The 24,285-nt window shown below is 72.3% G+C and carries 24 protein-coding genes; 10 read left to right on the top strand and 14 right to left on the bottom strand.

Annotated elements, in window-relative coordinates; all coding sequences use genetic code 11:
* Window positions 1-29: 29 nt before the first annotated feature.
* Entirely contained in the window at window positions 30-620 is a 591-nt protein-coding gene (locus tag HZZ00_RS04425) for a non-oxidative hydroxyarylic acid decarboxylases subunit B (RefSeq protein ID WP_180330978.1), read from the bottom strand.
* A 156-nt stretch (window positions 621-776) separates the two neighbouring features.
* On the opposite strand from HZZ00_RS04425, the gene HZZ00_RS04430 reads away from it, so the two are divergent.
* On the top strand, window positions 777-1,640 hold the full coding sequence (locus tag HZZ00_RS04430) for an AraC family transcriptional regulator (RefSeq protein WP_180330979.1): 864 nt from the start codon (window positions 777-779) through the stop codon (window positions 1,638-1,640).
* An 18-nt stretch (window positions 1,641-1,658) separates the two neighbouring features.
* On the opposite strand, the gene HZZ00_RS04435 is transcribed toward HZZ00_RS04430, so the two are convergent.
* Together HZZ00_RS04435 and HZZ00_RS04440 are read right to left on the bottom strand one after the other, a co-directional pair.
* Window positions 1,659-1,880, bottom strand: a complete 222-nt coding sequence (locus HZZ00_RS04435; protein WP_180330980.1) for a DUF397 domain-containing protein — start codon at window positions 1,878-1,880, stop codon at window positions 1,659-1,661.
* The gene (locus tag HZZ00_RS04440) at window positions 1,867-2,691 is read right to left on the bottom strand and encodes a helix-turn-helix transcriptional regulator (RefSeq protein ID WP_180330981.1); all 825 of its coding nucleotides are present in this window, start codon (window positions 2,689-2,691) and stop codon (window positions 1,867-1,869) included. The genes HZZ00_RS04435 and HZZ00_RS04440 overlap by 14 nt, the downstream gene beginning before the upstream one ends.
* Before the next feature lie 128 nt (window positions 2,692-2,819).
* Here HZZ00_RS04440 and HZZ00_RS04445 point away from each other — a divergent pair, with 128 nt between their 5' ends.
* Genes HZZ00_RS04445 through HZZ00_RS04460 form a run of 4 tightly spaced genes read left to right on the top strand, consistent with a single transcriptional unit; the run spans window position 2,820 to window position 5,040 of the window.
* Window positions 2,820-3,032, top strand: coding sequence for a hypothetical protein (locus HZZ00_RS04445; protein ID WP_180330982.1), 213 nt, complete (start codon window positions 2,820-2,822; stop codon window positions 3,030-3,032).
* Complete coding sequence (locus tag HZZ00_RS04450) at window positions 3,029-3,361, top strand: hypothetical protein (RefSeq protein WP_257585653.1); 333 nt, start codon at window positions 3,029-3,031, stop codon at window positions 3,359-3,361. Before HZZ00_RS04445 ends, HZZ00_RS04450 begins: the two co-directional genes overlap by 4 nt.
* A 39-nt stretch (window positions 3,362-3,400) precedes the next feature.
* Entirely contained in the window at window positions 3,401-3,772 is a 372-nt protein-coding gene (locus HZZ00_RS04455) for a YciI family protein (RefSeq protein WP_180330983.1), read from the top strand.
* Window positions 3,769-5,040, top strand: coding sequence for an RNA polymerase sigma factor (locus tag HZZ00_RS04460; RefSeq protein ID WP_180330984.1), 1,272 nt, complete (start codon window positions 3,769-3,771; stop codon window positions 5,038-5,040). The genes HZZ00_RS04455 and HZZ00_RS04460 overlap by 4 nt, the downstream gene beginning before the upstream one ends.
* Here HZZ00_RS04460 and HZZ00_RS04465 read toward each other — a convergent pair.
* The 7 genes from HZZ00_RS04465 to HZZ00_RS04495 all read right to left on the bottom strand — a co-directional run bounded on the left by HZZ00_RS04465 (window position 4,982) and on the right by HZZ00_RS04495 (window position 12,494).
* Entirely contained in the window at window positions 4,982-5,791 is an 810-nt protein-coding gene (locus HZZ00_RS04465) for a hypothetical protein (RefSeq protein WP_180330985.1), read from the bottom strand. The two genes, HZZ00_RS04460 and HZZ00_RS04465, sit on opposite strands and share 59 nt — an antisense overlap.
* A gap of 74 nt (window positions 5,792-5,865) precedes the next feature.
* Window positions 5,866-6,246, bottom strand: a complete 381-nt coding sequence (rbsD, locus tag HZZ00_RS04470; protein ID WP_180330986.1) for a D-ribose pyranase — start codon at window positions 6,244-6,246, stop codon at window positions 5,866-5,868.
* On the bottom strand, window positions 6,243-7,145 hold the full coding sequence (locus tag HZZ00_RS04475) for a ribokinase (protein ID WP_180330987.1): 903 nt from the start codon (window positions 7,143-7,145) through the stop codon (window positions 6,243-6,245). The genes rbsD and HZZ00_RS04475 overlap by 4 nt, the downstream gene beginning before the upstream one ends.
* Window positions 7,146-7,234: 89 nt before the next feature.
* Entirely contained in the window at window positions 7,235-9,184 is a 1,950-nt protein-coding gene (locus HZZ00_RS04480) for a substrate-binding domain-containing protein (RefSeq protein WP_180330988.1), read from the bottom strand.
* On the bottom strand, window positions 9,174-10,694 hold the full coding sequence (locus tag HZZ00_RS04485; RefSeq protein WP_180330989.1) for a sugar ABC transporter ATP-binding protein: 1,521 nt from the start codon (window positions 10,692-10,694) through the stop codon (window positions 9,174-9,176). Before HZZ00_RS04485 ends, HZZ00_RS04480 begins: the two co-directional genes overlap by 11 nt.
* Window positions 10,691-11,743, bottom strand: coding sequence for a LacI family DNA-binding transcriptional regulator (locus HZZ00_RS04490; protein ID WP_180330990.1), 1,053 nt, complete (start codon window positions 11,741-11,743; stop codon window positions 10,691-10,693). Before HZZ00_RS04490 ends, HZZ00_RS04485 begins: the two co-directional genes overlap by 4 nt.
* Before the next feature lie 406 nt (window positions 11,744-12,149).
* Complete coding sequence (locus HZZ00_RS04495) at window positions 12,150-12,494, bottom strand: Yae1 family protein (RefSeq protein ID WP_180333384.1); 345 nt, start codon at window positions 12,492-12,494, stop codon at window positions 12,150-12,152.
* Between the two features lie 138 nt (window positions 12,495-12,632).
* On the opposite strand from HZZ00_RS04495, the gene HZZ00_RS04500 reads away from it, so the two are divergent.
* On the top strand, window positions 12,633-14,906 hold the full coding sequence (locus HZZ00_RS04500; protein ID WP_180330991.1) for an ATP-dependent RecD-like DNA helicase: 2,274 nt from the start codon (window positions 12,633-12,635) through the stop codon (window positions 14,904-14,906).
* Window positions 14,907-15,084: 178 nt separating this feature from the next.
* Complete coding sequence (locus HZZ00_RS04505) at window positions 15,085-16,374, top strand: citrate synthase (protein WP_070027445.1); 1,290 nt, start codon at window positions 15,085-15,087, stop codon at window positions 16,372-16,374.
* Between the two features lie 647 nt (window positions 16,375-17,021).
* Here HZZ00_RS04505 and HZZ00_RS04510 read toward each other — a convergent pair.
* The 3 genes from HZZ00_RS04510 to HZZ00_RS04520 form a co-directional block, all read right to left on the bottom strand.
* Window positions 17,022-19,286, bottom strand: a complete 2,265-nt coding sequence (locus tag HZZ00_RS04510) for a cation-translocating P-type ATPase (protein ID WP_180330992.1) — start codon at window positions 19,284-19,286, stop codon at window positions 17,022-17,024.
* Window positions 19,287-19,382: 96 nt separating this feature from the next.
* Window positions 19,383-19,622, bottom strand: coding sequence for a heavy-metal-associated domain-containing protein (locus tag HZZ00_RS04515; protein ID WP_180330993.1), 240 nt, complete (start codon window positions 19,620-19,622; stop codon window positions 19,383-19,385).
* Window positions 19,623-19,694: 72 nt separating this feature from the next.
* Window positions 19,695-20,633, bottom strand: a complete 939-nt coding sequence (locus tag HZZ00_RS04520; RefSeq protein ID WP_180330994.1) for a PrsW family glutamic-type intramembrane protease — start codon at window positions 20,631-20,633, stop codon at window positions 19,695-19,697.
* A gap of 153 nt (window positions 20,634-20,786) precedes the next feature.
* Between HZZ00_RS04520 and HZZ00_RS04525 the strand changes: the two genes are divergently transcribed.
* A complete protein-coding gene (locus HZZ00_RS04525; RefSeq protein ID WP_180330995.1) occupies window positions 20,787-21,830 on the top strand; it encodes a zinc-dependent alcohol dehydrogenase family protein in 1,044 nt (347 codons plus the stop codon).
* Window positions 21,831-21,848: 18 nt separating this feature from the next.
* Here HZZ00_RS04525 and HZZ00_RS04530 read toward each other — a convergent pair whose 3' ends face one another.
* Window positions 21,849-22,049 carry an AlpA family transcriptional regulator gene (locus HZZ00_RS04530; protein ID WP_180330996.1) on the bottom strand — a complete coding sequence of 67 codons (201 nt, stop codon included), beginning with the start codon at window positions 22,047-22,049 and terminating at the stop codon, window positions 21,849-21,851.
* 371 nt (window positions 22,050-22,420) lie between these two features.
* On the opposite strand from HZZ00_RS04530, the gene iolC reads away from it, so the two are divergent.
* On the top strand, window positions 22,421-23,371 hold the full coding sequence (gene iolC, locus HZZ00_RS04535) for a 5-dehydro-2-deoxygluconokinase (RefSeq protein ID WP_180333385.1): 951 nt from the start codon (window positions 22,421-22,423) through the stop codon (window positions 23,369-23,371).
* Window positions 23,368-24,282, top strand: coding sequence for a deoxyribose-phosphate aldolase (locus HZZ00_RS04540; RefSeq protein WP_180330997.1), 915 nt, complete (start codon window positions 23,368-23,370; stop codon window positions 24,280-24,282). The genes iolC and HZZ00_RS04540 overlap by 4 nt, the downstream gene beginning before the upstream one ends.
* The last annotated feature ends 3 nt before the right edge of the window (window positions 24,283-24,285 follow it).

A 24,285-nucleotide genomic window follows, 5' to 3' on the forward strand; every position in this document is an offset into this window, starting at 1 on the left:
GCGGGGGAGGGGGCGCCGCGGGGCGGGCGTCAGGAGGCGGACCTGAGGTCCCGCGCGGCGCGCATGCCCTCCCACCGCTTGGCGGCGGGGGCGGGCAGCTCGAACTGGTCCAGGACGCGGGCGACGATGTGGTCCACGATGTCGTCGACGGACGCCGGGTGGTTGTAGAAGGCGGGCATCGGCGGCACCATCTGCACGCCCATGCGGGCCAGCGCCAGCATGTTCTCCAGGTGGATCTCGCTCAGCGGCGTCTCGCGGGGGACGAGGACGAGCTTGCGGCGCTCCTTGAGGACGACGTCCGCCGCGCGGCCGACCAGACCGTCCGCGTAACCGGCGCGGATGCCGGCGAGCGTCTTCATGGAGCAGGGGACGATCACCATGCCGTCGGTCCTGAAGGACCCCGAGGAGATCGTCGCGCCCTGGTCGTCGGGGTTGTGCACGACGTCCGCCAGCTCGGCGACCTCGCGGGCCGTCCGTCCGGTCTCCAGCTCGATCGTGGTGCGGGCCCACCGGCTGAGCACGAGATGGGTCTCCACCTCCGGAAGCTCCGCGAGGTTCTCCAGGAGCCGCACGCCGAGGGCGGCCCCGGTGGCCCCGGTCATCCCTACGACCAGTCTCATACGAGGGCTCCCTCACCGTTGTCGCGAAGCTTGTGCACGCCTGTGACCTGCACCGATGTCTCCACGCTAGGAGCGGGACCGGGGGTGTCGGCGGTAGGCTCGGGACTAGCCATGGGTAAAAACGGACAGCCTTCCGGGCCGCCGGAACCTCGGCCGGTGATCCGGGACCTGGAGTTCCGCCGGACCGCCGGCTCCCCGCCGGGCCTCGAACTGGTCAACCTCGCCGAGCTGGACCAGCGCGCCCGCAACCACGGCAACGACCCGTACGCGCCCCTGCGCCCCGCCTTCCACCAGCTCGTCGCGGTGCGCTCCGGGAGCCTCACGGTGTCCGTGGACTTCACCACGTACACCCTCGACGCGGGTTCCTGGCTGTGGATCCGGCCGGGACAGGTGCAGCGCTGGGGGCGGGACCTGACGGTCTCCGACGGGGTGGTGGTCGCCTTCCCGGCGGGCTTCCCGGACGCGGCCACGGTCACGGCGGCCTTCGCGCGGCCGCCGTACGCGCCGGGCCCCGTGCGCCCGGTGGGCGCGGACGCGGAAGGGCTGCGCCGGGCGCTCGACCACCTGCGGTACGAGTACGACGCGATGGCGGAGCTGCCGCTGGAGTCCCATGTGCAGGCGCTGCGGCACCTGCTGGCGGTGCTGCTGCTGCGGCTGGCCAAGGCGCGGGGCGCGGCTCCGGACGCGCCGGTCTCCAATCAGGCGTTCCGGCGCTTCCACGCGGCCGTCGAGCGGGACTTCACGGTCACGCGCCGGGTGGAGGACTACGCGGCGGCCCTCGGCTACAGCCCGCGCACGCTCACGCGGGCCACGACGGCGGCCACCGGGATGTCGGCGAAGCGGTACATCGACGAGCGGGTGGTGCTGGAGGCCAAACGGGAACTGGCGCACAGCCGGCTGCCCGCCACCGCCATCGCCGCCCGGCTGGGCTTCACCGACCCCAGTGACTTCACCAAGTTCTTCCGCCAGCGCACGGGCACCACCCCGACGGCGTTCCGCCGGCAGGCCGCGGGGACGTGAGGGGGCCCGTCACCAGGGTCAGATGAGGCGCCCGCCCTTCACGGCACCGATGAAGGAGGCCCAGCCGTCGGGGGAGAAGAGCAGCGCCGGGCCGGAGGCGTTCTTGCTGTCGCGGACGGGGACGGTGGGGTGGCCGAAGGCGATCTCCACGCAGTCGTCGTTGGTGCCACCGCTGTAGCTGGACTTGAACCACCCGGTGAGGGCGGATGCGTTGGAGAGGGTGTGGTCATTGCTCGGCATGTACGTGATCCTCCGCTGCCGCTCTGACGAGGGCAAGTGACTCCTGCTGCGACAACGCGTCGCTCAGGGCCAGAGCGTAGGCGGTCCGACTTGCCCTCACCAGCGACGGATCATCCATCAAGTTGCCTGTACGGAAGCCCTCTACGTAGGCCACCGGTGCGGAGTCCTTGAAGCTCATCAGCAAGAGCGGGCTCTGTAGGAGCGCGTGCGCTCCGATGCGGTGCGGAAGCACATGGAGCCGCAGCCGTCCCGCCTCGGCCATGTCGGCGATCTTGTGCAGTTGTTCGGCCATGACCTCGGGTCCGCCCACGCGGTGCCGCAGCACCGACTCGTCGAGCAGTGTCCAGACGACCGGTTGCTCGGGGCCCTCGAACATGCGGTGGCGTTTCATTCGGTTGACGAGAAATTCTTCAAGTTCCTCGGCCGTGTAGTTCGGCCAGTAGGCGCGGAATACAGCGGTTGCGTAGCCCTCGGTCTGTAGGACACCCGGAACCAGCGCCAGCCCGAACTGCTGGATGGTCACGGCCTCTTGCTCAAGCTCCGCCACAGCCGCGAAGTAGTCGTTGTACTTCGACTCCAGGTCCTGCAACCACCGCTCGAAGAACCCGTCCGTCCCGAGCGCCAGATCGATCCGCCGTGCGTCGTCGGGCTTGGGCAGCCGCCTGCCCGACTCGTAGTGGCTGATCAGCGTGGGCGAGCACACGATGATCTCGCTCAGCTGCTCCTGTGTGAGCCCGGCCGCGATCCGCCGCAGCCTCAGCTCCTCCCCGTACTTCTCGCGCGGCGTCCGTGGCCTGCGGTCAACGCTCATCCGGCCAACTCCCTTGCTGACGTGGGCAATGTCAACCCCCCACCCCTGGCAAGCCTAGCCATCGCCGCCCCACTCTGTGACCGGATCACCACACACCGCAGTCACCCGAGATAAGAAGGCAGGTCGGCATGGCCCAACTCCTGACCCGGCTGGTCGAGCCCTTGCTGAGGCTCCTCCTGCCCGCCCGCGGACGCCGGCGGCGCCGTGGGCCGGCGTACCCGTCGTACTCGTGCCCCTACGTCGGCGGCCCCACGGCGTACCGGCAGGGCGAAGCCCCCCTCCGCGGCGAGGACAGCCCGCTCGTCCGCCCCTACCTCGACCTCCTGGAGACCTACGCGTGAACGAACGTCTGCTTCCCTGGACCGGTTCGGAGGGGAAGCCCTGCTACCTCGTCGGCGACGGCACCGGGTACGTCTCCCGCGTCGCGGACCAGGTCGAGAACGTACAACTCGGCATGGCGGGCAGCCTGTTGGAGCACACCTCCGGGCTCCTCGCCGAAGAGGGGCAGAAACTGACCGGCGAGGAGCTGCACTACCTGATCCGGCGGCTCGTCGAGTCCCTGACGGAGGTCAGACGGATCGCGGAGAGCAGGGGCGCCCGGCTGGGGAATTTCCCGGAACCCGTGCCGGAGGATGTCAAGAAGTCCGCCGCGGCTCCGACCACAGGGTGAAGGGCCCGGCAGGGGCCCGTGAACCATGAGGAGTACGACATGCAGTTCCTGATCGCCCTGCACATCGACCCCGCCGTGCTGGACGCCCTGACCGCCGAGGAGAAGGCCGCGGTCCAGGAGGGCCACGGCGCGTTCATCGAGGCGCTGAAGGAGTCCGGCGAGCTGGTCACCACACAGGCGCTGGCCGACCCGTCCCAGTCCGCCGTCGTCACCGTGCGCGGCGGCCGGACCGTCGTCACCGACGGCCCCTTCCTGGAGGCCAAGGAGCACCTGGGCGGCTACTACCTGGTCGACTGCGAGGACCGGGACCGGGCGGTCGAACTGGCCGCGATGATCCCGGACGCCGCGATCGAGGGCCTCGGGGTCGAGGTGCGCCAGGTGATGTTCGAGTGCGGACGGCTGGAGGCGTGAGCGACCCCGGCCCGGCGCCGGGCACCGAGGACCTGCTGCGCGACCTCGCGCCGCGGGTCCTCGGCGCGCTCGTCCGCCGGCACGGCCGGTTCGAGGACTGCGAGGACGCCGTGCAGGAGGCCGTCCTCGCCGCCACCGCGCGGTGGCCGGCCGAGGGCGTGCCCGGCAACCCGCGCGGCTGGCTGACCACGGTCGCCTCCCGCCGGCTGGCCGACCAGGCGCGCAGCGACATCGCCCGCCGGGAGCGGGAGGCCGCGACCGCCGCCGAGGTCGCCCCCGGAGAGGTGCCGGACACCGACGACACCCTGCTCCTGCTGTTCCTGTGCTGCCACCCGGCGCTGACCCCGGCCTCCCAGACCGCGCTGACCCTGCGGGCCGTGGGCGGCCTGACCACGGCCGAGATCGCCGGCGCCTTCCTGGTGCCGGAGGCCACGACGGCGGCCCGGATCAGCCGGGCCAAGCAGCGGATCAGGGCGGCGGGCGGCACCTTCGCCCCGCCGGACGGACCGGTACCGCGGGAGCGGCTGCCGGTCGTCCTGCACGTGCTCTACCTGATCTTCAACGAGGGCTACACCGCCACCTCGGGCAGCCGCCTCGACCGTCCCGACCTCGCGCACGAGGCCATCCGGCTCACCCGGGCCGTGCACGCCCGGCTCCCCGAGGACGACGAGGTCACCGGGCTGCTCGCCCTGATGCTGCTGACCGACGCCCGCCGCACGGCTCGTACCACTCCCTCGGGCGACCTGGTCCCGCTCGCGGAGCAGGACCGTACGGCCTGGGACCGCGCACAGATCGAGGAGGGCACCGCACTGGTCAGGACGGCGCTGGCCGGACCCTCCCTCGGTCCCTACGCCCTCCAGGCCGCCATCGCCGCCACCCACGCCGACGCGCCCAGGGCCGAGGAGACCAACTGGGCCCAGGTGTACGCCCTCTACCTGATCCTGGAGCGCATCGCGCCCAATCCCATGGTCACCCTCAACCGCGCCGTCGCCCTCGCGGAGACCGCGGGGCCCGAGGCCGGGCTCGCCCTCCTCGCCACCCTGGACGGCGACACCCGCATGGCCCGCCACCACCGGCTGCTGTCGGTCCGGGCGCACCTGCTGGAGAGGACGGGGGACACGCGGGGGGCGTACGACCACTACCGACGCGCCGCCAAGGCCACGGCCAGTCTTGCCGAGCAGCGGTATCTGGAGGCGCGGGCGGCCAGGCTCAGCGGGCGGACAACCGGCGGTACGCCCGGCCCCGCACGAAGAGGACGACGAAGGTGACCGCGGCGACGAAGCACAGCAGCATGCCGAAGGTCAGCAGGACGTATCCCGTGTCGCTGATGCCCGGCGCGTCGGTCACCGTGGCCATGCCCAGGGCGGTCCGTACCCGGTGCACGTGGTCGGGATGGCCGACGATGTAGAGGATCTGCCCCACGATCCCCAGCAGGCAGAGCGCCGCCCAGACCAGCAGCCACCCGCCCGCCCTGCCCCACCAGGGGACCCGCGGGCGCAGGGCGACCTGCGGGCACCGGGCCAGCAGCACGCGCCCGAGGTCGGCGGCGTACGCGGTGAGGCCGTCCGCCCGCAGTCGGCGGCCGTCGTCGAAGCCGATCTCGATGCGGTAGCCGTTGCCGAGCCGGGTCGCGACGCGGTTCACGGCGTCGCCCTCGACGTGGAGGGAGGTGACGCGGTCCCAGGTCCAGCCGGCGGCTCCCCGCCGGGACCCGTGGACCAGGCCCAGCTCCCGCACCTCGATGTACTCGCCGGGCTCGCCGCGCAGCGCCCGGACGATCTGTGTCACCGCGACCCACACGGCGCCCACCGCGAGGCCGATCAGCAGGCCGATCGCCCGGTTGGCGCCGGCGGACCCCTCCCCGGCGGCGGCCAGGCCCCACACCCCCAGCCAGCCCGAGGGCACCGCGACGAGCAGGGCCCAGGCGGCGTTCACCCACCGCTTGCGGTGGTCGATCTGGTGCCGGCCGATCACCGGCCCGAGCGCGTCGACAGCGGTCGCTCCCTCGATGGCAGTCACCGGGCAAGTCAAGCACCGGACCGGCCGGTCGCTCAACAACCGCAGCGGTCAGCGGACTTGCGGACCTCCGGGGCTCAGAAGAACACCCCGCACCGCAGCAGCACATTGGCGTACGGACTGGCCTCGCCGGTGCGGACGATCAGCCGGGCCCCCGCCGACAGCTCCTTGAGCCGCTCGTGGGGCACGTAGGCCAGGCCGGGCAACCGCCGCTCCAGCAGCTCCCGATGGGCCCCGCGCAGCTCCCGCGCCGCCGTCGCCCCCTCGACCACCAGCTCGTCCAGCAGACCGTCCAGGACCTCCGCGAAGGACGGCACCCCGGCCCGGAAGGCAAGGTCCACCACGCGCGGACCGTCCGGGACCGGCATGCCCGCGTCGCACACCAGAACCCCGTCGGTGTGCCCCAACTCGGCGAGCGCACCGGCCAGATGACGATTGAGGATGCCCGCCTTCTTCACAGCGCCCGGACCTCCTCGGCCGTCGGGTACGACTCCTGCGCCCCCGGCTTCGTCACGGCCGCCGCGCCGACGCGCGCCGCGTACCCGGCCGCCTCCGCGAGGCTCGCCCCCGTGCCCAGCCGCCACGCCAGCGCCGCCGTGAACGCGTCGCCGGCGCCCGTGGTGTCCACCGCGTCGACCTTCACCGACGCCACCCGGGTCGCGCCCGAGCCGTCGTGCACCAGCGCGCCCTCGGCGCCGAGCGTCACCACCACCGAGCGCGGGCCCAGGGCCAGCAGCCCCCGCGCCCAGTCCTCGGGCTCCTCGCCCGCCCCGGCCCCGCCCAGGAGCACCCGCGCCTCGTGCTCGTTGACGATCAGCGGGTCGCAGGCCGCCAGCACCTCCGCGGGCAGCGGGCGCGGCGGGGACGGGTTCAGCACGAACCGGGTGCCGGTAGGCAGTCCGCGCACCACCTCCTCGACCGTCTCCAGCGGGATCTCCAGCTGGGCGGAGACCACGCGGGAGGCGCGCAGCAGCCCCTCGGCCGCCCGCACGTCCGCGGGGGTGAGGCGGGCATTGGCACCCGGCGACACCACGATGCTGTTGTCGCCGGACGGGTCGACGGTGATCAGCGCGACACCGGTGGGCGCCCCGCCGGCCAGCACGCCCGCCGGGTCCACCCCGGCCGAGCGCAGGGAGTCGAGCAGCAGCCGGCCGTGGCCGTCGTCGCCGACCCGGGCCAGCAAGGCCGTACGGGCCCCGAGCCGGGCGGCGGCCACCGCCTGGTTGGCGCCCTTGCCGCCGGGGTGCACGGACAGGTCCGAACCGAGCACCGTCTCACCGGCACCCGGCCGCCGTTCGACACCGATCACCAGGTCGGCGTTGGCCGAGCCCACGACCAACAGGTCGTAGTCGTACATGACTTGACTCCCATGAGAGATGAACCGGGGCGGACGGCCGCCACCTGTGGTGTACGACCGCCCGCCCGAGTCTTCCGCGTCTTCTTCCGTCAGCCGCTGAAGCCGGCCACGTTGTCCTTCGTGACCACCTTCACCGGCACCTTCACCATCTGCTCCACCTTCTTGCCCTGGGTCGCCTTGAGCGCGTTGTCCACGGCGATCCGGCCGAGCTGGGTCGGCTGCTGGGCGACGGAGGCGTAGAGCGTGCCCGCCTTGACCGCCTTCAGGCCGTCGGGGGTGCCGTCGAAGCCGACCACCGGCACCGACGTACCGGCCTTGGACCCCAGGGCCTTGATCGCGCCGAGCGCCATCTCGTCGTTGGCGGCGATCACGCCCTGCACGTCCGGGTGGGCCTGGAGCAGGTTGGACATCACGTCGAGGCCCTTGGTGCGGTCGAAGTCGGCCGGCTGCTGAGCCACCACCTTGATGCCCGGGTAGGCCTTGAGGCCGTTGGCGAAGCCCTGCGCGCGCTCCCGCGCCGCCGAGGTGCCCGCCTGCCCCTGGAGGATCACGATCTTGCCCTTGCCGCCCAGCTTCTCGGCGATCGTCTTGGCCGCCTGCTCACCACCGGCGATGTTGTCCGAGGCCACCAGGGCGTTCACATCCGCCTTGTTGACGCCGCGGTCGACCGCGATGACCGGGATGTTCGCCTTGTCGGCGGCCTTGACCGAGTTGCTCGCCGCGTCCGAGTCCACCGGGTTGACGATGATCGCGCCCAGGTGCGAACTGGTGAAGTTCTGGAGCTGGTTGGCCTGCTGCGAGGCGTCGTTCTGCGCGTCGGTCACCGTCAGGTCCACGCCCAGCTTCTTCGCCTCGGCCTGCGCGCCGGAGCGGATCTGCACGAAGAACGGGTTGTTGAGGGTGGACAGTGACAGACCCATCTTCGGCTTGTCCGAGGACGAGGAGCCGTTGTGCAGGAACGAGGTCGCGCCGACGATCGCCACCGTCACCACGGCCGCGAGCCCGTACGTCGCCGCCTGCTTGCCCTTGTTGCCGCCGCCACCGCTGGTGACCGGGGTGGCGCCCGCCTTGCGGCGCACCGTGTCGAGCAGCACCGCCAGCGCGATGACCACACCGATCACGACCTGCTGCCAGAACGCCGAGACGTTGAGCAGGTTGAGGCCGTTGCGCAGCACCGCGAGGATCAGCGCGCCGACCAGGGTGCCCGACGCCTTGCCGGTGCCGCCCGCGAGCGAGGCCCCGCCGATCACGACCGCGGCGATCGCGTCCAGCTCGTAGCCGTCGGCGGCCTGCGGCTGCGCGGAGGACAGCCGGGAGGCCAGCACAATGCCGGCCACCGCGGCGAACACACCGGACAGCGCGTAGATCGCGAGCTTCTGCTTCTTCACCCGCAGGCCCGACAGGCGCGCGGCCTCCTCGTTGCCGCCGATCGCGTACATCGAGCGGCCGATGTAGGTACGGCCGAGCACGAACGCGGCCAGCAGCCCCATCACGATCATGACCAGCACCGGCACCGGCAGCCAGTCGCCGAGGGTGTCACCGAGGTGCGAGACCGAGTCCGGGAACGGGATCGGCACACCGCCGGAGATCACCAGCGCCAGACCGCGGCCCACCGACAGCATCGCCAGCGTCGCGATGAACGGCGGCAGCTTGCCGTAGGCGATCAGGAAGCCGTTCACCAGACCGGCCGCCACGCCCGTGGCGACCGCGAGGACGACGGCCAGCGCGACCGGTACCCCGTGCTGGGTGGCGCTCCAGGCCAGCACGGTCGCCGACAGCGCGGCCACCGAGCCCACGGACAGGTCGATGCCCGCCGCGACGATCACGAAGGTGACACCGAAGGCCAGGATGGCCGTCACGGCTGCCTGGACGCCGATGTTCAGCAGGTTGTCCGTCGTCAGGAAGTCGCCGGACAGCGCCGACAGGGCGATGACCAGGACGATCAGCGCGGTCAGCGCGCCGTTGTCGAGCAGCAGCCGGCGCAGGCCGCCCGGGGCGCCACTCGCGCCCGTCGTGCTCTTGAGCGTGTCAGCGGCCACGGGTGGCCTCCTTCTCAGCGGTGGGGGTGGATACGGCGAGCGCCATCACGGCGTCCTGGGTGGCCTCGTCGGCCGCGAGTTCTCCGGCGATCCGGCCCTGGGCCATCACCAGCACCCGGTCGCTCATGCCGAGCACCTCGGGCAGATCGCTGGAGATCATCAGCACGGCGGCGCCGGCCGCGGTCAGCTCGTTGATCAGCTGGTAGATCTCGACCTTGGCGCCGACGTCGATGCCACGCGTCGGCTCGTCGAGGATCAGCACCTTGGTGTCCGCCAGCAGCCACTTGCCGATGACGACCTTCTGCTGGTTGCCGCCGGACAGCGTGCGCACGTGCTGGCCGAGTCCGGCCATCCGCACGCCCAGCTGCGCGGCGATCCGCTCGGCCGCCACGTGCTGCGCCTTGCGGTCGACCAGTCCCGCCCGGGACGCCGAGCGCATGGTCACCAGACCCAGGTTCTCCTCGACCGAGGCGTCGAGGACGAGCCCCTGCCCCTTGCGGTCCTCGGGCACGAGCCCGATCCCGGCCGCCATCGCTGCGTTCACGTCGAAGCGCCGGAGCGCGTTGCCGCCGACCTTCACGGTGCCGTCGTCGTACGGGTCCGCGCCGAACACGGCCCGCACCACCTCGGTCCGCCCGGCGCCCACGAGCCCGGCGATGCCGACGACCTCACCGGCGTGCACCTCGAAGCTCACGTCGTGGAAGACACCGTCGCGGGTGAGCCCCTCGACACTGAGCAACGCGGCGCCCTTCTCGGGGCGTTTGCGCGGGTACTGCTGCTCGATGGAGCGCCCCACCATGAGCCGTACGAGTTCGTCCTCGGGGGTGGAGGCGGGCACCTGCCCGACGCTCTTCCCGTCCCGGATGACGGTGACGCGGTCGCCGAGGGCGGCGATCTCGTCGAGGTGGTGGGTGATGAACACGATGCCCACCCCGTCCGCGCGCAGCTGCCGCACGATGGCGAACAGCTTCTCGACCTCCTCCGAGGTCAGCACGGCGGTCGGCTCGTCCATGATCAGCACCCGCGCGTCCAGGCTCAGCGCCTTGGCGATCTCCACCATCTGGAGCCGGGCGATGCCGAGTTCGCGCACCCGGGCACGCGGCGAGACCCGCACCCCGACCCGTTCGAGCAGCTTGGCGGCGTCGGCCTCCATGCGCCCCCGGTCGATCATCCCGAACCGGCGCGGCTGGCGGCCGAGGAAGATGTTCTCGGCGACCGTCAGATCCGGGACGAGGTTGAACTCCTGGTAGATGGTGGCGATCCCGAGCCGCTCGGAGTCCTGCGCACCGTGGATGCGCACCTCCTCACCGCCCACGAGGATCCGCCCGGAGTCGGGCGTATAGGCACCGGAGAGCATCTTGATCAGCGTGCTCTTGCCGGCGCCGTTCTCACCGAGCAGCACATGCACCTCGCCACGGCGCAGGTCGAAGTCGACACCGTCGAGCGCGACCACGCCGGGAAAGGTCTTGCGTATGCCCTCGATGCGCAGCAACTCGTCCGGGTTGCTCACGGCGTGCTCCTTTGCACTGGGGGGAGGGGCGGGGTGGGGATGATGCGGGCCTTCTCCGGTGTCTCACCGCAGGAGCGGCGTACGACGAGCCGGGCGGCGAGGGTGACGGACGCGGCCGGCCGCCCCTCGATCCGGTCCACCAGGGCCCGTACGGCGGCCCGGCCCAGCTCGCCCGTGGGCTGGGCGATCGCGGTGACCGGAGGATCGGTGTGCACGAACCACGGGATGTCGTCGAACGCGGCGAGCGCGATGTCGTCCGGCACCCGCAGCCCGCGGGCGCGGACGGCGTCGAGGGCGCCGAGCGCCATCAGGTTGTCGGCCGCGAAGACGGCGTCCGGCGGCTCGGGCAGGTCGAGGAAGCCCTCGGTGACCCGGCGCCCGCTGGCCGCCTGGAAGTCGCCCTGGCCGATGTGGACGTCGGGGAGGGACAGCCCGTACTCGGCCAGCGCGGCCCGGAACGCCTCGACCCGCTCGCTGCCGGTCGTGGTGGCCGCCGGTCCCGCGATGATCGCGACCCGCCGGTGGCCCAGCCGGTACAGGTGCGCCACGAGGTCCTGCACGGCGGCGCGTCCGTCGGCGCGTACGACGGGGACGTCGACGCCGGGGATCCAGCGGTCCACGAAGACCATGGGGGTGCCGGCCCGCGCCGCGTCCAGCATCAGCGGCGAACCGCCGTCGGTCGGGGACACCAGCAGCCCGTCGATCCGCCGGTCCAGCAGATTGCGCACGTGGTGGTCCTGGAGGTCGGGCCGCTCGTCGGCGTTCCCGATGATCACGCTGTACCCGAGCGCCCGGGCCTCTTCCTCCACGGAGCGGGCCAGCTCGGTGAAGTACGGGTTCAGCACGTCGCTGATGACGAGGCCGAGGGTGTGCGTCTGGTCGGTGCGCAGCGAACGGGCGACGGCGTTCGGCCGGTACCCGAGCGCCTCGACGGCGGCCAGCACGCGGCCGCGGGCGTCCGCGCTGACCGACGGATGCGCGTTCAGCACCCGCGAGACCGTCGCGACGGACACGCCCGCCGCGGCGGCGACATCCTTGATGCTCGCCACCTCCGGCCCACCTCCTTGTGAACTCGTGACGCTTGGAATCGATTACATCGAGACGCGAGAAACGATTGGAATCGATTACATGAGCGGTGACAAGGGGGTGGGGGGTGGCCGAAACCCAATCGTGACCTGGCGTGAAAGCGATGGCCGGGTTGACCGCCTGGGTGAAGTGCGCCGAGCCGCTCGGCATCCTGGAGCGGGCCGGCCTTCCCCGCCGAGCGGTTCCGCCTTCGTTCCCGTGGCGGCGTAGACATGCTCCGGGGGTGACGGCACCGAGGGTTGGTCCGGCCCGAGCGGCCCGAGATCCTCCGGCGGCGGACCTTGGGGGCGAGGAGGCGAGGGGCGTCACGGTGCCCGACGCCCCCCTGGCGCGGTCCGATGCGACCGCGCTTCGCCGCGAGCGGCGGTCTCACCCCGCGATGAACAACTCCCCGGCATCCGCCGCGTGTACGGCCCGCTCGGCCCAGGCCTCCAGCCGGCCCAGGTCGGTGCAGGTCTCGATGCGCTCGCGGGCGGCGTCGGGGACGGGGATGCGGCGCCATTCGAGGAGATGGAGGACCATCCGCCGGCAGGCCTCGATGCGCCCCTCTTCCAGCCCCTTTTCCCAGCCTTCCTCCCGGCCTTCTTCCCGGCCTTCTTCCCGGCCTTCCTCCCGGACCTGCTCGGCCAGCGGGTGGCGCCAGAAGTACTGGACCGTCTTCACCCTCGCTCGACCGGAGATCCGGTGCAACGCCTCATGCGACGACCCGACCATCGGCACCCCTCCTGTCGTACGACGTGACCAACGAGCCGGAGCGCAAGAAGTCGCATATGCCGGAGGAAAATGATGTCGGGCGTCGGTGTGCGGTCACCGCCGGCATCCGCTGTCACCCCCCGCCGGTACCGTCGGACCATGGTTCGACAGGCGGGGACCCAGGCCGGTGAGCGGCGGACGGCCGTGCTCGAAGGTGTGCTGGAGCGGATCACGTACGCCAACGAGGAGAGCGGGTACACCGTCGCCCGGGTGGACACCGGCAGAGGCGGCGCGGAACTGCTCACCGTCGTCGGCGCGTTGCTCGGCGCCCAGGTGGGGGAGTCCCTGCGGATGGAGGGGCGCTGGGGCACGCACCCGCAGTACGGCAAGCAGTTCCTGGTCGAGAACTACTCGACCCTGCTGCCCGCCACCGTCCAGGGCATGCGGCGCTACCTCGGGTCCGGGCTCGTCAAGGGGATCGGGCCCGTCTTCGCCGACCGGATCACCCGGCACTTCGGTCTGGACACCCTGCGCGTCATCGAGGAGGAGCCCGAGCGGCTGATCGAGGTGCCAGGGCTCGGGCCCAAGCGGACCAGGAAGATCGCCGACGCCTGGGAGGAGCAGAAGGCGATCAAGGAGGTCATGCTCTTCCTCCAGACCGTCGAGGTGTCCACCTCCATCGCCGTGCGGATCTACAAGAAGTACGGCGACGGCTCGATCGACGTCGTCCGGACGAACCCCTACCGGCTCGCCGCCGACGTCTGGGGCATCGGGTTCCTCACCGCCGACAAGATCGCCCAGTCCGTGGGCATCCCCCACGACAGCCCGGAGCGCGTCAAGGCCGGTCTCCAGTACGCCCTCTCGCAATCCGCCGACCAGGGCAACTGCTTCCTGCCCGAGGAGCGGCTGATCGCCGACGCCGTCAAGCTGCTCCAGGTGGACACCGGGCTCGTCATCGAATGCCTCGCCGAGCTGGCCCGGGAGCCGGAGGACGGCACCGACCCCGGCGTGGTGCGCGAGAAGGTGCCCGGACCCGACGGCACCGAGCCCGTCACCGCCGTCTACCTCGTGCCCTTCCACCGCGCCGAGATCTCCCTCTCCGCCCAGCTGCTGCGCCTCCTGCGCACCGACCAGGACCGCATGCCCGGCTTCCAGGACGTGGACTGGGCGAAGGCCCTCGGCTGGCTGCGGACCCGTACCGGCGCGGACCTCGCGCCCGAGCAGGAGGCCGCGGTCCGGCTGGCGCTCACCAGGAAGGTCGCCGTGCTCACCGGCGGCCCCGGCTGCGGCAAGTCCTTCACCGTGCGCTCGATCGTGGAGCTGGCCCGGGCCAAGCGGGCCAAGGTGCTGCTCGCCGCGCCGACCGGGCGGGCCGCCAAGCGGCTGGCCGAGCTGACCGGGGCGGAGGCGTCCACCGTGCACCGGCTGCTGGAGCTGAAGCCCGGGGGAGACGCGGCGTACGACCGGGACCGGCCGCTCGACGCGGACCTCGTCGTCGTGGACGAGGCGTCCATGCTGGACCTGCTGCTCGCCAATAAGCTCGTCAAGGCCGTGCCGCCCGGCGCGCACCTCCTCTTCGTCGGGGACGTCGACCAGTTGCCCAGCGTCGGTGCCGGCGAGGTGCTGCGGGACATGCTCGCCGACGGCAGCCCCGTCCCCGCCGTCCGGCTCACCCGGGTCTTCCGGCAGGCCCAGCAGTCCGGTGTGGTCACCAACGCGCACCGGATCAACGCCGGGCGGCCTCCCCTCACCGACGGGCTGAAGGACTTCTTCCTCTTCGTGGAGGACGACACGGAGGAGGCCGGACGGCTCACCGTGGACGTGGCGGCGCGGCGGATCCCGGCGCGGTTCGGGCTCGATCCGCGGCGCGACGTGCAGGTGCTCGCGCCGATGCACCGGGGGCCCGCCGGGGCCGGCACCCTCAACGGGCTGCTCCAGCAGGCCATCACCCCGGGGCGGCCGGACGTGCCCGAGAAGCGGTTCGGCGGGCGGGTCTTCCGGGTCGGCGACAAGGTGACCCAGATCCGGAACAATTACGAAAAAGGGAAGAACGGTGTGTTCAACGGCACCGTGGGCGTCGTCACCGCGCTCGATCCGGTCGACCAGCGCCTGACGGTGCTGACGGACGAGGACGAGGAGGTCCCGTACGAATACGACGAACTGGACGAACTGGCGCACGCGTACGCGGTGACCATCCATCGCTCGCAGGGAAGTGAATATCCCGCCGTGGTGATTCCCGTCACCACGGGAGCATGGATGATGCTTCAGCGGAACCTGCTCTACACCGCCGTCACCCGGGCCAAACGGCTGGTCGTGCTGGTCGGTTCGCGCCGGGCGATCGGCCAGGCGGTGCGCACGGTGTCGGCCGGACGGCGGTGTACGGCGCTGGACTTCCGGCTCATCGCGAAAAATGATCGATCAAATGAGTCGTGAAGGTCACAGAGCACTTCCAGATGCCCCTCCGAGGGGGCAGGATGAGCAGGTTGGCGGCACTGAGTGCCGCCAATAGGCCCAATGGTCGACCCCGAGTGCACTCTCCTGAGCCAAATGGGGGATGGTAGAGACAGTCAGGGCACCTCGAAGATGAGGCACTACGTCGGTGAGGGAAGACGTGAGCGACAACTCTGTAGTACTGCGGTACGGCGACGGCGAGTACACCTACCCGGTGGTCGACAGCACCGTCGGCGACAAGGGCTTCGACATCGGGAAGCTGCGCGCCCAGACCGGGCTGGTGACCCTGGACAGCGGGTACGGCAACACCGCCGCCTATAAATCCGCGGTCACCTACCTCGACGGCGAGGCGGGCATCCTCCGCTACCGCGGCTACCCCATCGAGCAGCTGGCAGAGCGCTCCACCTTCCTGGAGGTGGCGTACCTGCTGATCAACGGCGAGCTGCCCACCGTCGACGAGCTGACGACGTTCAAGGACGACATCACGCGGCACACGCTGCTGCACGAGGACGTCAAGAACTTCTACAAGGGCTTCCCGCGCGACGCCCACCCGATGGCCATGCTGTCCTCGGTCGTGTCGGCGCTGTCCACCTTCTACCAGGACAGCCACAACCCGTTCGACGAGAAGCAGCGCAACCTCTCCACGATCCGGCTGCTCGCCAAGCTGCCGACCATCGCGGCGTACGCGTACAAGAAGTCGATCGGTCACCCGTTCGTCTACCCGCGCAACGACCTCGGCTACGTCGAGAACTTCCTGCGCATGACCTTCTCGGTGCCGGCCGACGAGTACGAGCTGGACCCGGTCGTCGTCTCCGCGCTGGACAAGCTGCTGATCCTGCACGCCGACCACGAGCAGAACTGCTCGACCTCCACGGTCCGCCTGGTCGGCTCCTCGCAGGCCAACATGTTCGCGTCGATCTCGGCCGGCATCAACGCGCTGTGGGGCCCGCTGCACGGCGGCGCCAACCAGTCCGTGCTGGAGATGCTCGAAGGCATCCGCGACTCGGGCTCCGACGTCGACACCTTCATCCGCAAGGTGAAGAACAAGGAGGACGGCGTCCGCCTGATGGGCTTCGGCCACCGGGTCTACAAGAACTTCGACCCGCGCGCCCGCATCATCAAGGCCGCCGCGCACGACGTCCTCTCCGCGCTGGGCAAGTCGGACGAGCTGCTCGACATCGCCCTCAAGCTGGAGGAGCACGCGCTCTCCGACGACTACTTCGTCGAGCGCAAGCTGTACCCCAACGTGGACTTCTACACCGGTCTGATCTACCGGGCCATGGGCTTCCCGACCGAGATGTTCACGGTCCTGTTCGCCCTCGGCCGGCTGCCGGGCTGGATCGCCCAGTGGACCGAGATGATCAAGGAGCCGGGCTCCCGCATCGGCCGCCCGCGCCAGATCTACACGGGCGTCGTCGAGCGCGACTTCGTGCCGGTCGAGGAGCGCTGACACCTGCCGGTGGGGGCGCCGCGTCCGGTGCCCCCTTCTCGGCGGCCCGTGCCGCGCGCCCCGTCGGTGCCTTGGGTGGCGCCGGGGAGTGCTGAGCGCACCGGCTCACAGGGCCTGCCCGAGAGGGCGGGCCCTGAAGTGTTCCGGCGGCCGTGACGCCACCGGTCCCGACGCGCACAAGCAGAAGGCGCCCTGAGACGCCGGTCCCCCCACGGGCCGGCGACCAGGGCGCCTTCCCATGTCCCGGTGCGGATTCCCCCCACGGGATCCGGGCCGGGCGCTCGAGAGGACAGCGCCTGAATCGCTGTCGGGTGCGGTCTGCCGGGACATCGCACGCCGGGAGGGCCGCTCAAAGCTTCCCGGTGTACGTGCCCCGGCAACGCATCTCCGGGGAAGTCCCCCAAGACATCCCCAGATGCCGGGTCAGCGCCCCCCAAGACGCCGATCCGACATCGCCAACTTAGACCTTCGAACCCCTTCGATGGTTACGTTCACATCACTGTGATCTGCGTCTCTTGCATATGTCCTTTTCATGCGCAAGAGCCCCGTTATGGCGAACGGAGCCCTTGCGTAAGGAAGATGCGCGAGCCTTGTGAAGAGCTTATGTGAGGCTCGCGCCCGTCTCTAGGGGGACTTGTGGCCCAACTTCAGCGGAAGCGGCGCAGCCGCAGGCTGTTGGTCACCACGAACACCGAGGAGAAGGCCATCGCCGCGCCCGCGATCATCGGGTTCAGCAGCCCGGCCGCGGCCAGCGGCAGCGCGGCCACGTTGTAACCGAAGGCCCACACCAGGTTGCCCTTGATCGTGGCCAGGGTGCGCCGGGAGAGCCGGATCGCGTCCGCCGCCGTGCGCAGGTCGCCCCGCACCAGGGTCAGGTCGCCGGCCTCGATCGCCGCGTCCGTGCCGGTACCCATGGCGAGGCCCAGATCGGCGGTGGCGAGGGCGGCCGCGTCGTTGACGCCGTCGCCCACCATGGCCACCGCACGCCCCTCGCGCCGCAGCCGGCGGACCACGTCCACCTTGTCCTCGGGCAGCACCTCCGCGTACACGTGCTCCGCGTCGATGCCGACGGCCTTCGCGACCGACTCGGCGACCGTCCGGTTGTCCCCGGTCAGCAGCACCGGCGTGAGCCCGAGGGCGCGCAGTTCGCGGATCGCCTCGGCGCTGGTCTCCTTGATCGCGTCGGCGACCGCGAGGACCCCGCGGGCCCGCCCGTCCCAGCCCGCCAGGACGGCCGTACGGCCCTCCCGCTCGGCCTCCCGCGCCGCGCGGGCCAGGTCCTCGGGAACGTCCTCGTACAGGCGTCCCACGGCCACCTCGCGGCCGTCCACGCGCCCGCGCACACCCCGCCCGGGCACGTTCTCGAAGTGCTCGACCGCCGGCAGCGCGCCGGCGCGTTCCTCGGCGCCCGCCGCGATGGCGCGGGCGACCGGGTGCTCGGAGGCGTGCTCCAGGGCGCCCGCGAGGCGCAGCAGCTCCTTCTCGTCCTCGCCGTCCGCGGTGTACACCGCCTGGAGGGTCATCCGGCCGGTGGTGACGGTGCCGGTCTTGTCCAGGACGACGGTGTCGACGCGGCGGGTGGACTCCAGGACCTCCGGGCCCTTGATCAGGATGCCGAGCTGGGCGCCGCGCCCGGTGCCGACCATCAGCGCGGTCGGCGTGGCGAGGCCCAGCGCGCACGGGCAGGCGATGATCAGCACGGCGACGGCGGCGGTGAACGCGGAGACCGCGTCCCCGGTGACGCCCAGCCAGACGCCGAAGGTGGCGAGCGCGATCAGGATGACCACGGGCACGAACACGGCGGAGACCCGGTCGGCGAGCCGCTGCACCTCGGCCTTGCCGTTCTGCGCGTCCTCCACCAGCTTCGCCATCCGGGCGAGCTGGGTGTCGGCGCCGACCCGGGTGGCCGCCACGACGAGCCGGCCGCCCGCGTTGACCGTGGCGCCGGTGACCTGGTCGCCGGGGCCGACGTCCACCGGCACCGACTCGCCGGTCAGCATGGAGGCGTCGACCGCGGAGACGCCCTCGACCACGGTGCCGTCGGTGGCGACCTTCTCGCCGGGCCGTACGACGAACCGGTCGCCGACCGCCAGGGAGGAGACGGGCACGCGCACCTCTCGGCCCTCCCGCAGCACCGCCACGTCCTTGGCGCCCAGCTCCAGCAGCGCCTTCAGGGCCGCTCCCGCGCGCCGCTTGGAGCGGGCCTCCAGGTAGCGGCCGAGCAGGATCAGCGCGACGACGCCGGAGGCGACCTCCAGGTAGATGGTGGACGCGCCGTCCATCCGGGAGACGGTGAGGCGGAACTCGTCGTGCATGCCGGTCATCCCGGCGTGGCCGAAGAACAGTGCCCACAGCGACCAGCCGAACGCGGCCAGGGTGCCGACCGAGACCAGGGTGTCCATGGTGGCCGCGCCGTGCCGGGCGTTGGTCCAGGCGGCGCGGTGGAAGGGCGCGCCGCCCCAGACGACGACGGGTGAGGCGAGGGTCAGCGACAGCCACTGCCAGTTGTCGAACTGGAGGGCCGGGATCATCGCGAGCAGCACGACGGGGGCCGCGAGCAGCACGGAGACGAGCAGCCGTCGGCGCAGGGCGCCCAGTTCGGAGTCGGGCCCGGGGGTCTCCTCGTCCGTCGCCTCGGGCTCGGCCCGCGGGGGCGCGGGCTCCTCGGCGGTGTAGCCCGTCCTGACGACGGTGGCGATCAGGTCGGCGACCTCGACGCCCGCGCCGTAGCTGACCTTCGCCTTCTCGGTGGCGAAGTTGACGGTGGCGCTGACGCCCTCCATCCGGTTGAGCTTCTTCTCCACCCGGGCGGCGCAGGAGGCGCAGGTCATCCCGCCGATGAGCAGTTCGACCTCGGACGCCGAGGGCGCGTCACCCGGGGCTATGGGTGTCTGCGCGGTAGTGCTGGTCATGTCCGGACTCCAGACATCGGACCGGACCGCACGGAGCCAGTATCAGCTGGTCGGTACGGCCCGGTCGGGGAAAGTAGGAGGTGGTGCGGGTGGTGCTCAGGCCTTGCCGGCCAGCTCGAAGCCGGCCTCGTCGACGGCGGCGCGGACGGCCTCGTCGTCCAGCGGGGCCTCGGAGACGACGGTGACCTCGCCGCTCGACGCGACGGCCTTCACCGAGGTGACGCCGGGGATCTGGGAGATCTCACCGGAGACGGATCCCTCACAGTGGCCGCAGCTCATGCCGGTCACCTTGTAGACGGTGGTGACGGAGGCCGGGGTGTCGGTCTGGGCGCTCATGTCGTTGCTCCTCGTGGTGGCGTGTGGGGCTCGGGTTTCCAGAGGGTTCCCCACCTTCTCCAGACTATACCCCTAGGGGGTATTTTTCCAAGGGGGATTCCTGCGGACGAGTGACAGCGCCCAGCCCGCCCCGACCAGCGTGACGAGCGCCGGGCCGAGCACGGACACCAGGGCGAGCAGGTGCTGCTGGGCGGCGCTCGGCTGGGGCGGGTACCCCGACGCGAACAGACCGGGCTCGGCGCCCCGGCCGGTCAGCCGGACGACCAGCCAGGGCGAGACGGCGCGCAGGGCGTCCGCCAGGGCGTGCAGCAGCGAGACCCCCATGCACGCGGCGACGACCGGCGGGGCGTACCGGAAACGTCCGTCCGGTCGGCGCAGCGCCAGCAGCGCGCCGCCGGTGACCGCGGTCCACAGGCCCTGCCCGAAGGGCGCGAGCAGCCCGCGCAGCAGCTCCGGCTCCAGCCTGCCCCAGGGGGTGGCGAGCGCCGCCGCGAGGGCGTACCCGGTGCTCTCCATCGCGGCGAACCCGACGCCGACGGCCGCGCCGAGCACCAGTCCGGCCCGCGTGCCGCGGATGCCCGGCTGCCGGCGCAGCGTGAACACCAGCGCCCCCAGCTTGGCCGCCTCCTCGGCCAGGGCGACGGTCAGCAGCCAGTCGGGGGAGGGGTGCGGCACGGAGGAGCCGGCGAGCGCGGCGCCGAGCACGCCGAGCGCGCCGCCGGCCAGGAAGCAGCCGAGGACCGCGCTGACCCCGAGGTCGCGGCCGTGCCGTTCGTACGCCCAGAGCACGAAGACCACCGGCACCAGGAAGCCGCCGAGCAGCGCCAGCGCGGGCAGCGGGGCGGTGCTCCGGGTCGTCCAGGTCACGCACGCGGTCGCCGCCCACACCGCGAGCCCGCCGCCCAGGCAGCGCCGCCACAGTCCCGCGCCGATCCGGGGGAACGGCGGCAGGGGCTGCTGCGGACCGGGGATGCGGGCCCTGGGGGCGCCGGGCGGCGGCGGGTGGCTCACGTGGTCGTCCCCTCGGGCTGGGCGGAACGGGGATCGGCTGGGGGATTCCTCCGCACTGTAGGCAGATGTCCCGCCCCGCCGCCGTCCTCGTGCGCCGTCCGCGTGACGCGGGCCGACCGGGGGCGGCGCCGGCCGGCGTGAAAGGGTGAAGGCATGAGAGCGGTGCTGTTCGAGGAGTTCGGGAAGCCGGCCGAGGTGCGGGAGGTGCCGGACCCGGCGCCCGCGGAGCACGGGGTCGTGGTGCGGGTCGAGGCGACCGGGCTGTGCCGCAGCGACTGGCACGGCTGGATGGGCCACGACGCGGACATCGTGCTGCCGCACGTGCCCGGCCACGAACTCGCCGGTGTGGTCGAGGCGGTGGGCGCCCGGGTGACCGGCTGGCGGCCCGGCGACCGGGTCACCGTGCCCTTCGTCTGCGCCTGCGGCACCTGCGCGGCCTGCGCGGCGGGCGACCAGCAGGTGTGCGAGCGGCAGACCCAGCCCGGTTTCAGCCACTGGGGCTCCTTCGCCCAGTACGTCGCTCTCGACCACGCCGACGTCAACCTCGTGGCGATCCCGGACGGCATGGCGTACGCCACCGCCGCGGGTCTCGGCTGCCGCTTCGCCACCGCCTTCCGTGCCGTGGTGCAGCAGGGGCGGGCCGCGGCCGGGCAGTGGGTCGCGGTGCACGGCTGCGGCGGGGTCGGGCTGTCCGCGGTGATGATCGCGGCGGCGGCAGGGGCGCGGGTAATCGCCGTCGACATCTCGCCCGGCGCCCTGGAACTCGCGCGCCGGTTCGGCGCCGCGCACTGCCTGGACGCGCGCACGGTGCCGGATCCGGCGGCGGCGGTCCGCGAGCTGACCGGTGGCGGCGCCCACCTCTCGCTGGACGCCCTCGGGTCGCCCGTCACCTGCGCCGCCTCGGTGAACTCCCTGCGCCGCCGCGGCCGGCACGTGCAAGTGGGCCTGCTGCCCTCGGCGGACGGCACCACCGCCGTGCCGATGGCCCGCGCCATCGCCCTGGAGCTGGAACTCCTCGGCAGCCACGGCATGGCCGCCCACGCCTACCCCGGCATGCTGGAACTGGTCCGCTCCGGCGCCCTGCGCCCGGACCTGCTGGTGACCTCCGTCATCGGTCTCGACGCGGCCCCGGCGGCGCTCGCCGCGATGGCGGACGCGCCGGGCGCCGGCGTCACGGTCGTCGAACCCTGGGCGTGAGGGGCCCTCGGGCGCGGTTCAGTCGGTGCGCCGGCCCCTGCTCCCCGGCCGGGAGGCGACCCAGGCGCGGACGGTGTCGGCGTACCAGTAGGGCTTGCCGCCCTCCACGTGGTCGGGTGGCGGCAGCAGCCCGTGCTTGCGGTACGACCGTACGGTGTCCGGCTGCACCTTGATGTGCGCCGCGATGTCCTTGTAGGACCAGAGCCTGCGGTCGGTCATGAGTTGCACCTCCCTGCGCGCGCCACGGCGGCGGCCGGGGGCGGCCGTCGGGGGGCCGTGCGCTGCGCTGGCGATCACCAAGCCTGCGCCAGGACAACGACGCACCGTGACCGACCGTGAGTGCCTGTCGTCCGTATGTGACATCCCGCCCGCGTACCCGCGACATGTGTGACGGAAAGCGGGTGTTCGTTACACAGCCGGCACAAAGCCGACGGCGAGCGCGCGCATGGACGGGCGCCGGGCCGGGCAAGGGCGCGCGACGAGCCCCGGACCCGCCGTTCACCGCATCGTCCGAATGTCCGGACAAAACATTGACAGGGCTCGGTGGGCAGGACTACAAAGCCGGGGTGGCCCGTGACGAAGGGGAGTCGATGGCGTACGACCTGATCACCATGGGGCGGATCGGGGTGGACCTCTATCCGCTCCAGGCCGGCGTCCCGCTCGCCCGGGTGACGACCTTCGGCAAGTTCCTCGGCGGGTCGGCGACGAACGTGGCGGTCGCCGCGGCCCGGCTCGGCCGCACCGCCGCCGTGATCAGCCGCACTGGCGACGACCCCTTCGGCGCCTACGCGCACGAGGCGCTGCGCGGCTTCGGCGTCGCCGACCACTGGGTCACCCCGGTCGCCGGACTGCCCACCCCGGTGACCTTCTGCGAGATCTTCCCGCCGGACGACTTCCCGCTCTACTTCTACCGCCGCCCCAAGGCCCCCGACCTGGAGATCCACACCCACGAGCTGGACCTGGACGCCGTCCGCGCGGCCCGGATCTTCTGGGTGACCGGCACCGGGCTCAGCGAGGAACCCAGCCGCACGGCCACCCTCGCCGCCCTCGCGCACCGGGGCAGGGCCGGCACCACCGTCTTCGACCTCGACTGGCGGCCGATGTTCTGGAGCGACCCGGACGCGGCCCGCCCCTTCTACGCCGAGGCCCTGCGCCACACCACCGTCGCCGTCGGCAACCTGGACGAGGTGGAGATCGCCACCGGGGAGCGCGAACCGCACGCCGCAGCACGGGCGTTGCTGGCCGCGGGCGTCGAACTCGCCGTGGTGAAACAGGGACCCAAGGGCGTCCTCGCGGTCAGCGCGCGCGGCGAGTGCGCCGAGGTGCCGCCGCTGCCCGTCACCGTGCTCAACGGCCTCGGCGCCGGGGACGCGTTCGGCGGCTCCCTGTGCCACGGGCTGCTGGCCGGCTGGGACCTGGAGACCACCATGCGGCACGCCAACGCGGCCGGCGCCATCGTCGCCTCCCGCCTGGAGTGCTCCTCCGCGATGCCCACCCCCGACGAGGTGGCCGCCGCGCTGGCCGCGGGAGCGGTGCGATGAGAGCCGGTGCTCCGCGGCGACCGCGCGTGGACGTCGGCGAGTTGGTCAGCCTGCGCACCCGGCGCCCCGAGGCCGTCGCCGAGGCCGCCGCCCGCCGGGTGAGGCGCCCGCTGCTGAACGAGAACGGCCGGCTGATGATCGTCGCCGCCGACCACCCCGCCCGTGGGGCGCTCGGCGTCGGGGGGCGGGGGCTCGCCATGGCCAACCGGGCCGACCTGCTGGAGCGCCTGTGCCTCGCCCTGTCCCGGCCCGGTGTGGACGGTGTGCTCGCCACCGCCGACATCCTGGACGACCTGCTGCTGCTCGGCGCCCTGGACGGCAAGGTCGTCATGGGCTCGATGAACCGGGGCGGGCTGCAAGGGGCCAGCTTCGAGCTGGACGACCGGTTCACCGGGCACCGCCCCGAGGACATCGCCCGCCTCGGCTTCGACGCGGGCAAGCTGCTGCTGCGCCTCGACTACACCGACCCCGGCTCGCTGACCACCCTGGAGTCCGCCGCCCGCGCCGTCGACGCCATGGCGGAACGCGCGCTGCCGGTCTTCGTCGAGCCGTTCATCTGCCGCCGCACCCCCGAGGGCCGGCTCGTCAACGACCTCTCCGCCGAAGCGGTCACCCGCTCCATCGCCATCGCCTCCGGTCTCGGCGGCAGTTCGGCCTACACCTGGCTGAAGGTGCCGGTCACCGCCGACCCCGACGACATGGCCGAGGTCATGGCGACGTCCACGCTGCCCGCCGTGCTGCTCGGCGGCGACATAGGCGACTCGCCCGAAGGACGGCTCGCCGCCTACGAGAAGTGGCGCGGCGCGCTCCGACTGCCCACCGTGCGCGGCCTGGTGGCCGGCCGCTCGCTGCTGTACCCGGCGGACGGCGATGTGGCCGCCGCCGTGGACACCGCCGTAGGACTGCTGTGAGGG

The organism is Streptomyces sp. NEAU-sy36 (assembly GCF_013423905.1).
Taxonomy (GTDB): Bacteria; Actinomycetota; Actinomycetes; order Streptomycetales; family Streptomycetaceae; genus Streptomyces; species Streptomyces misionensis.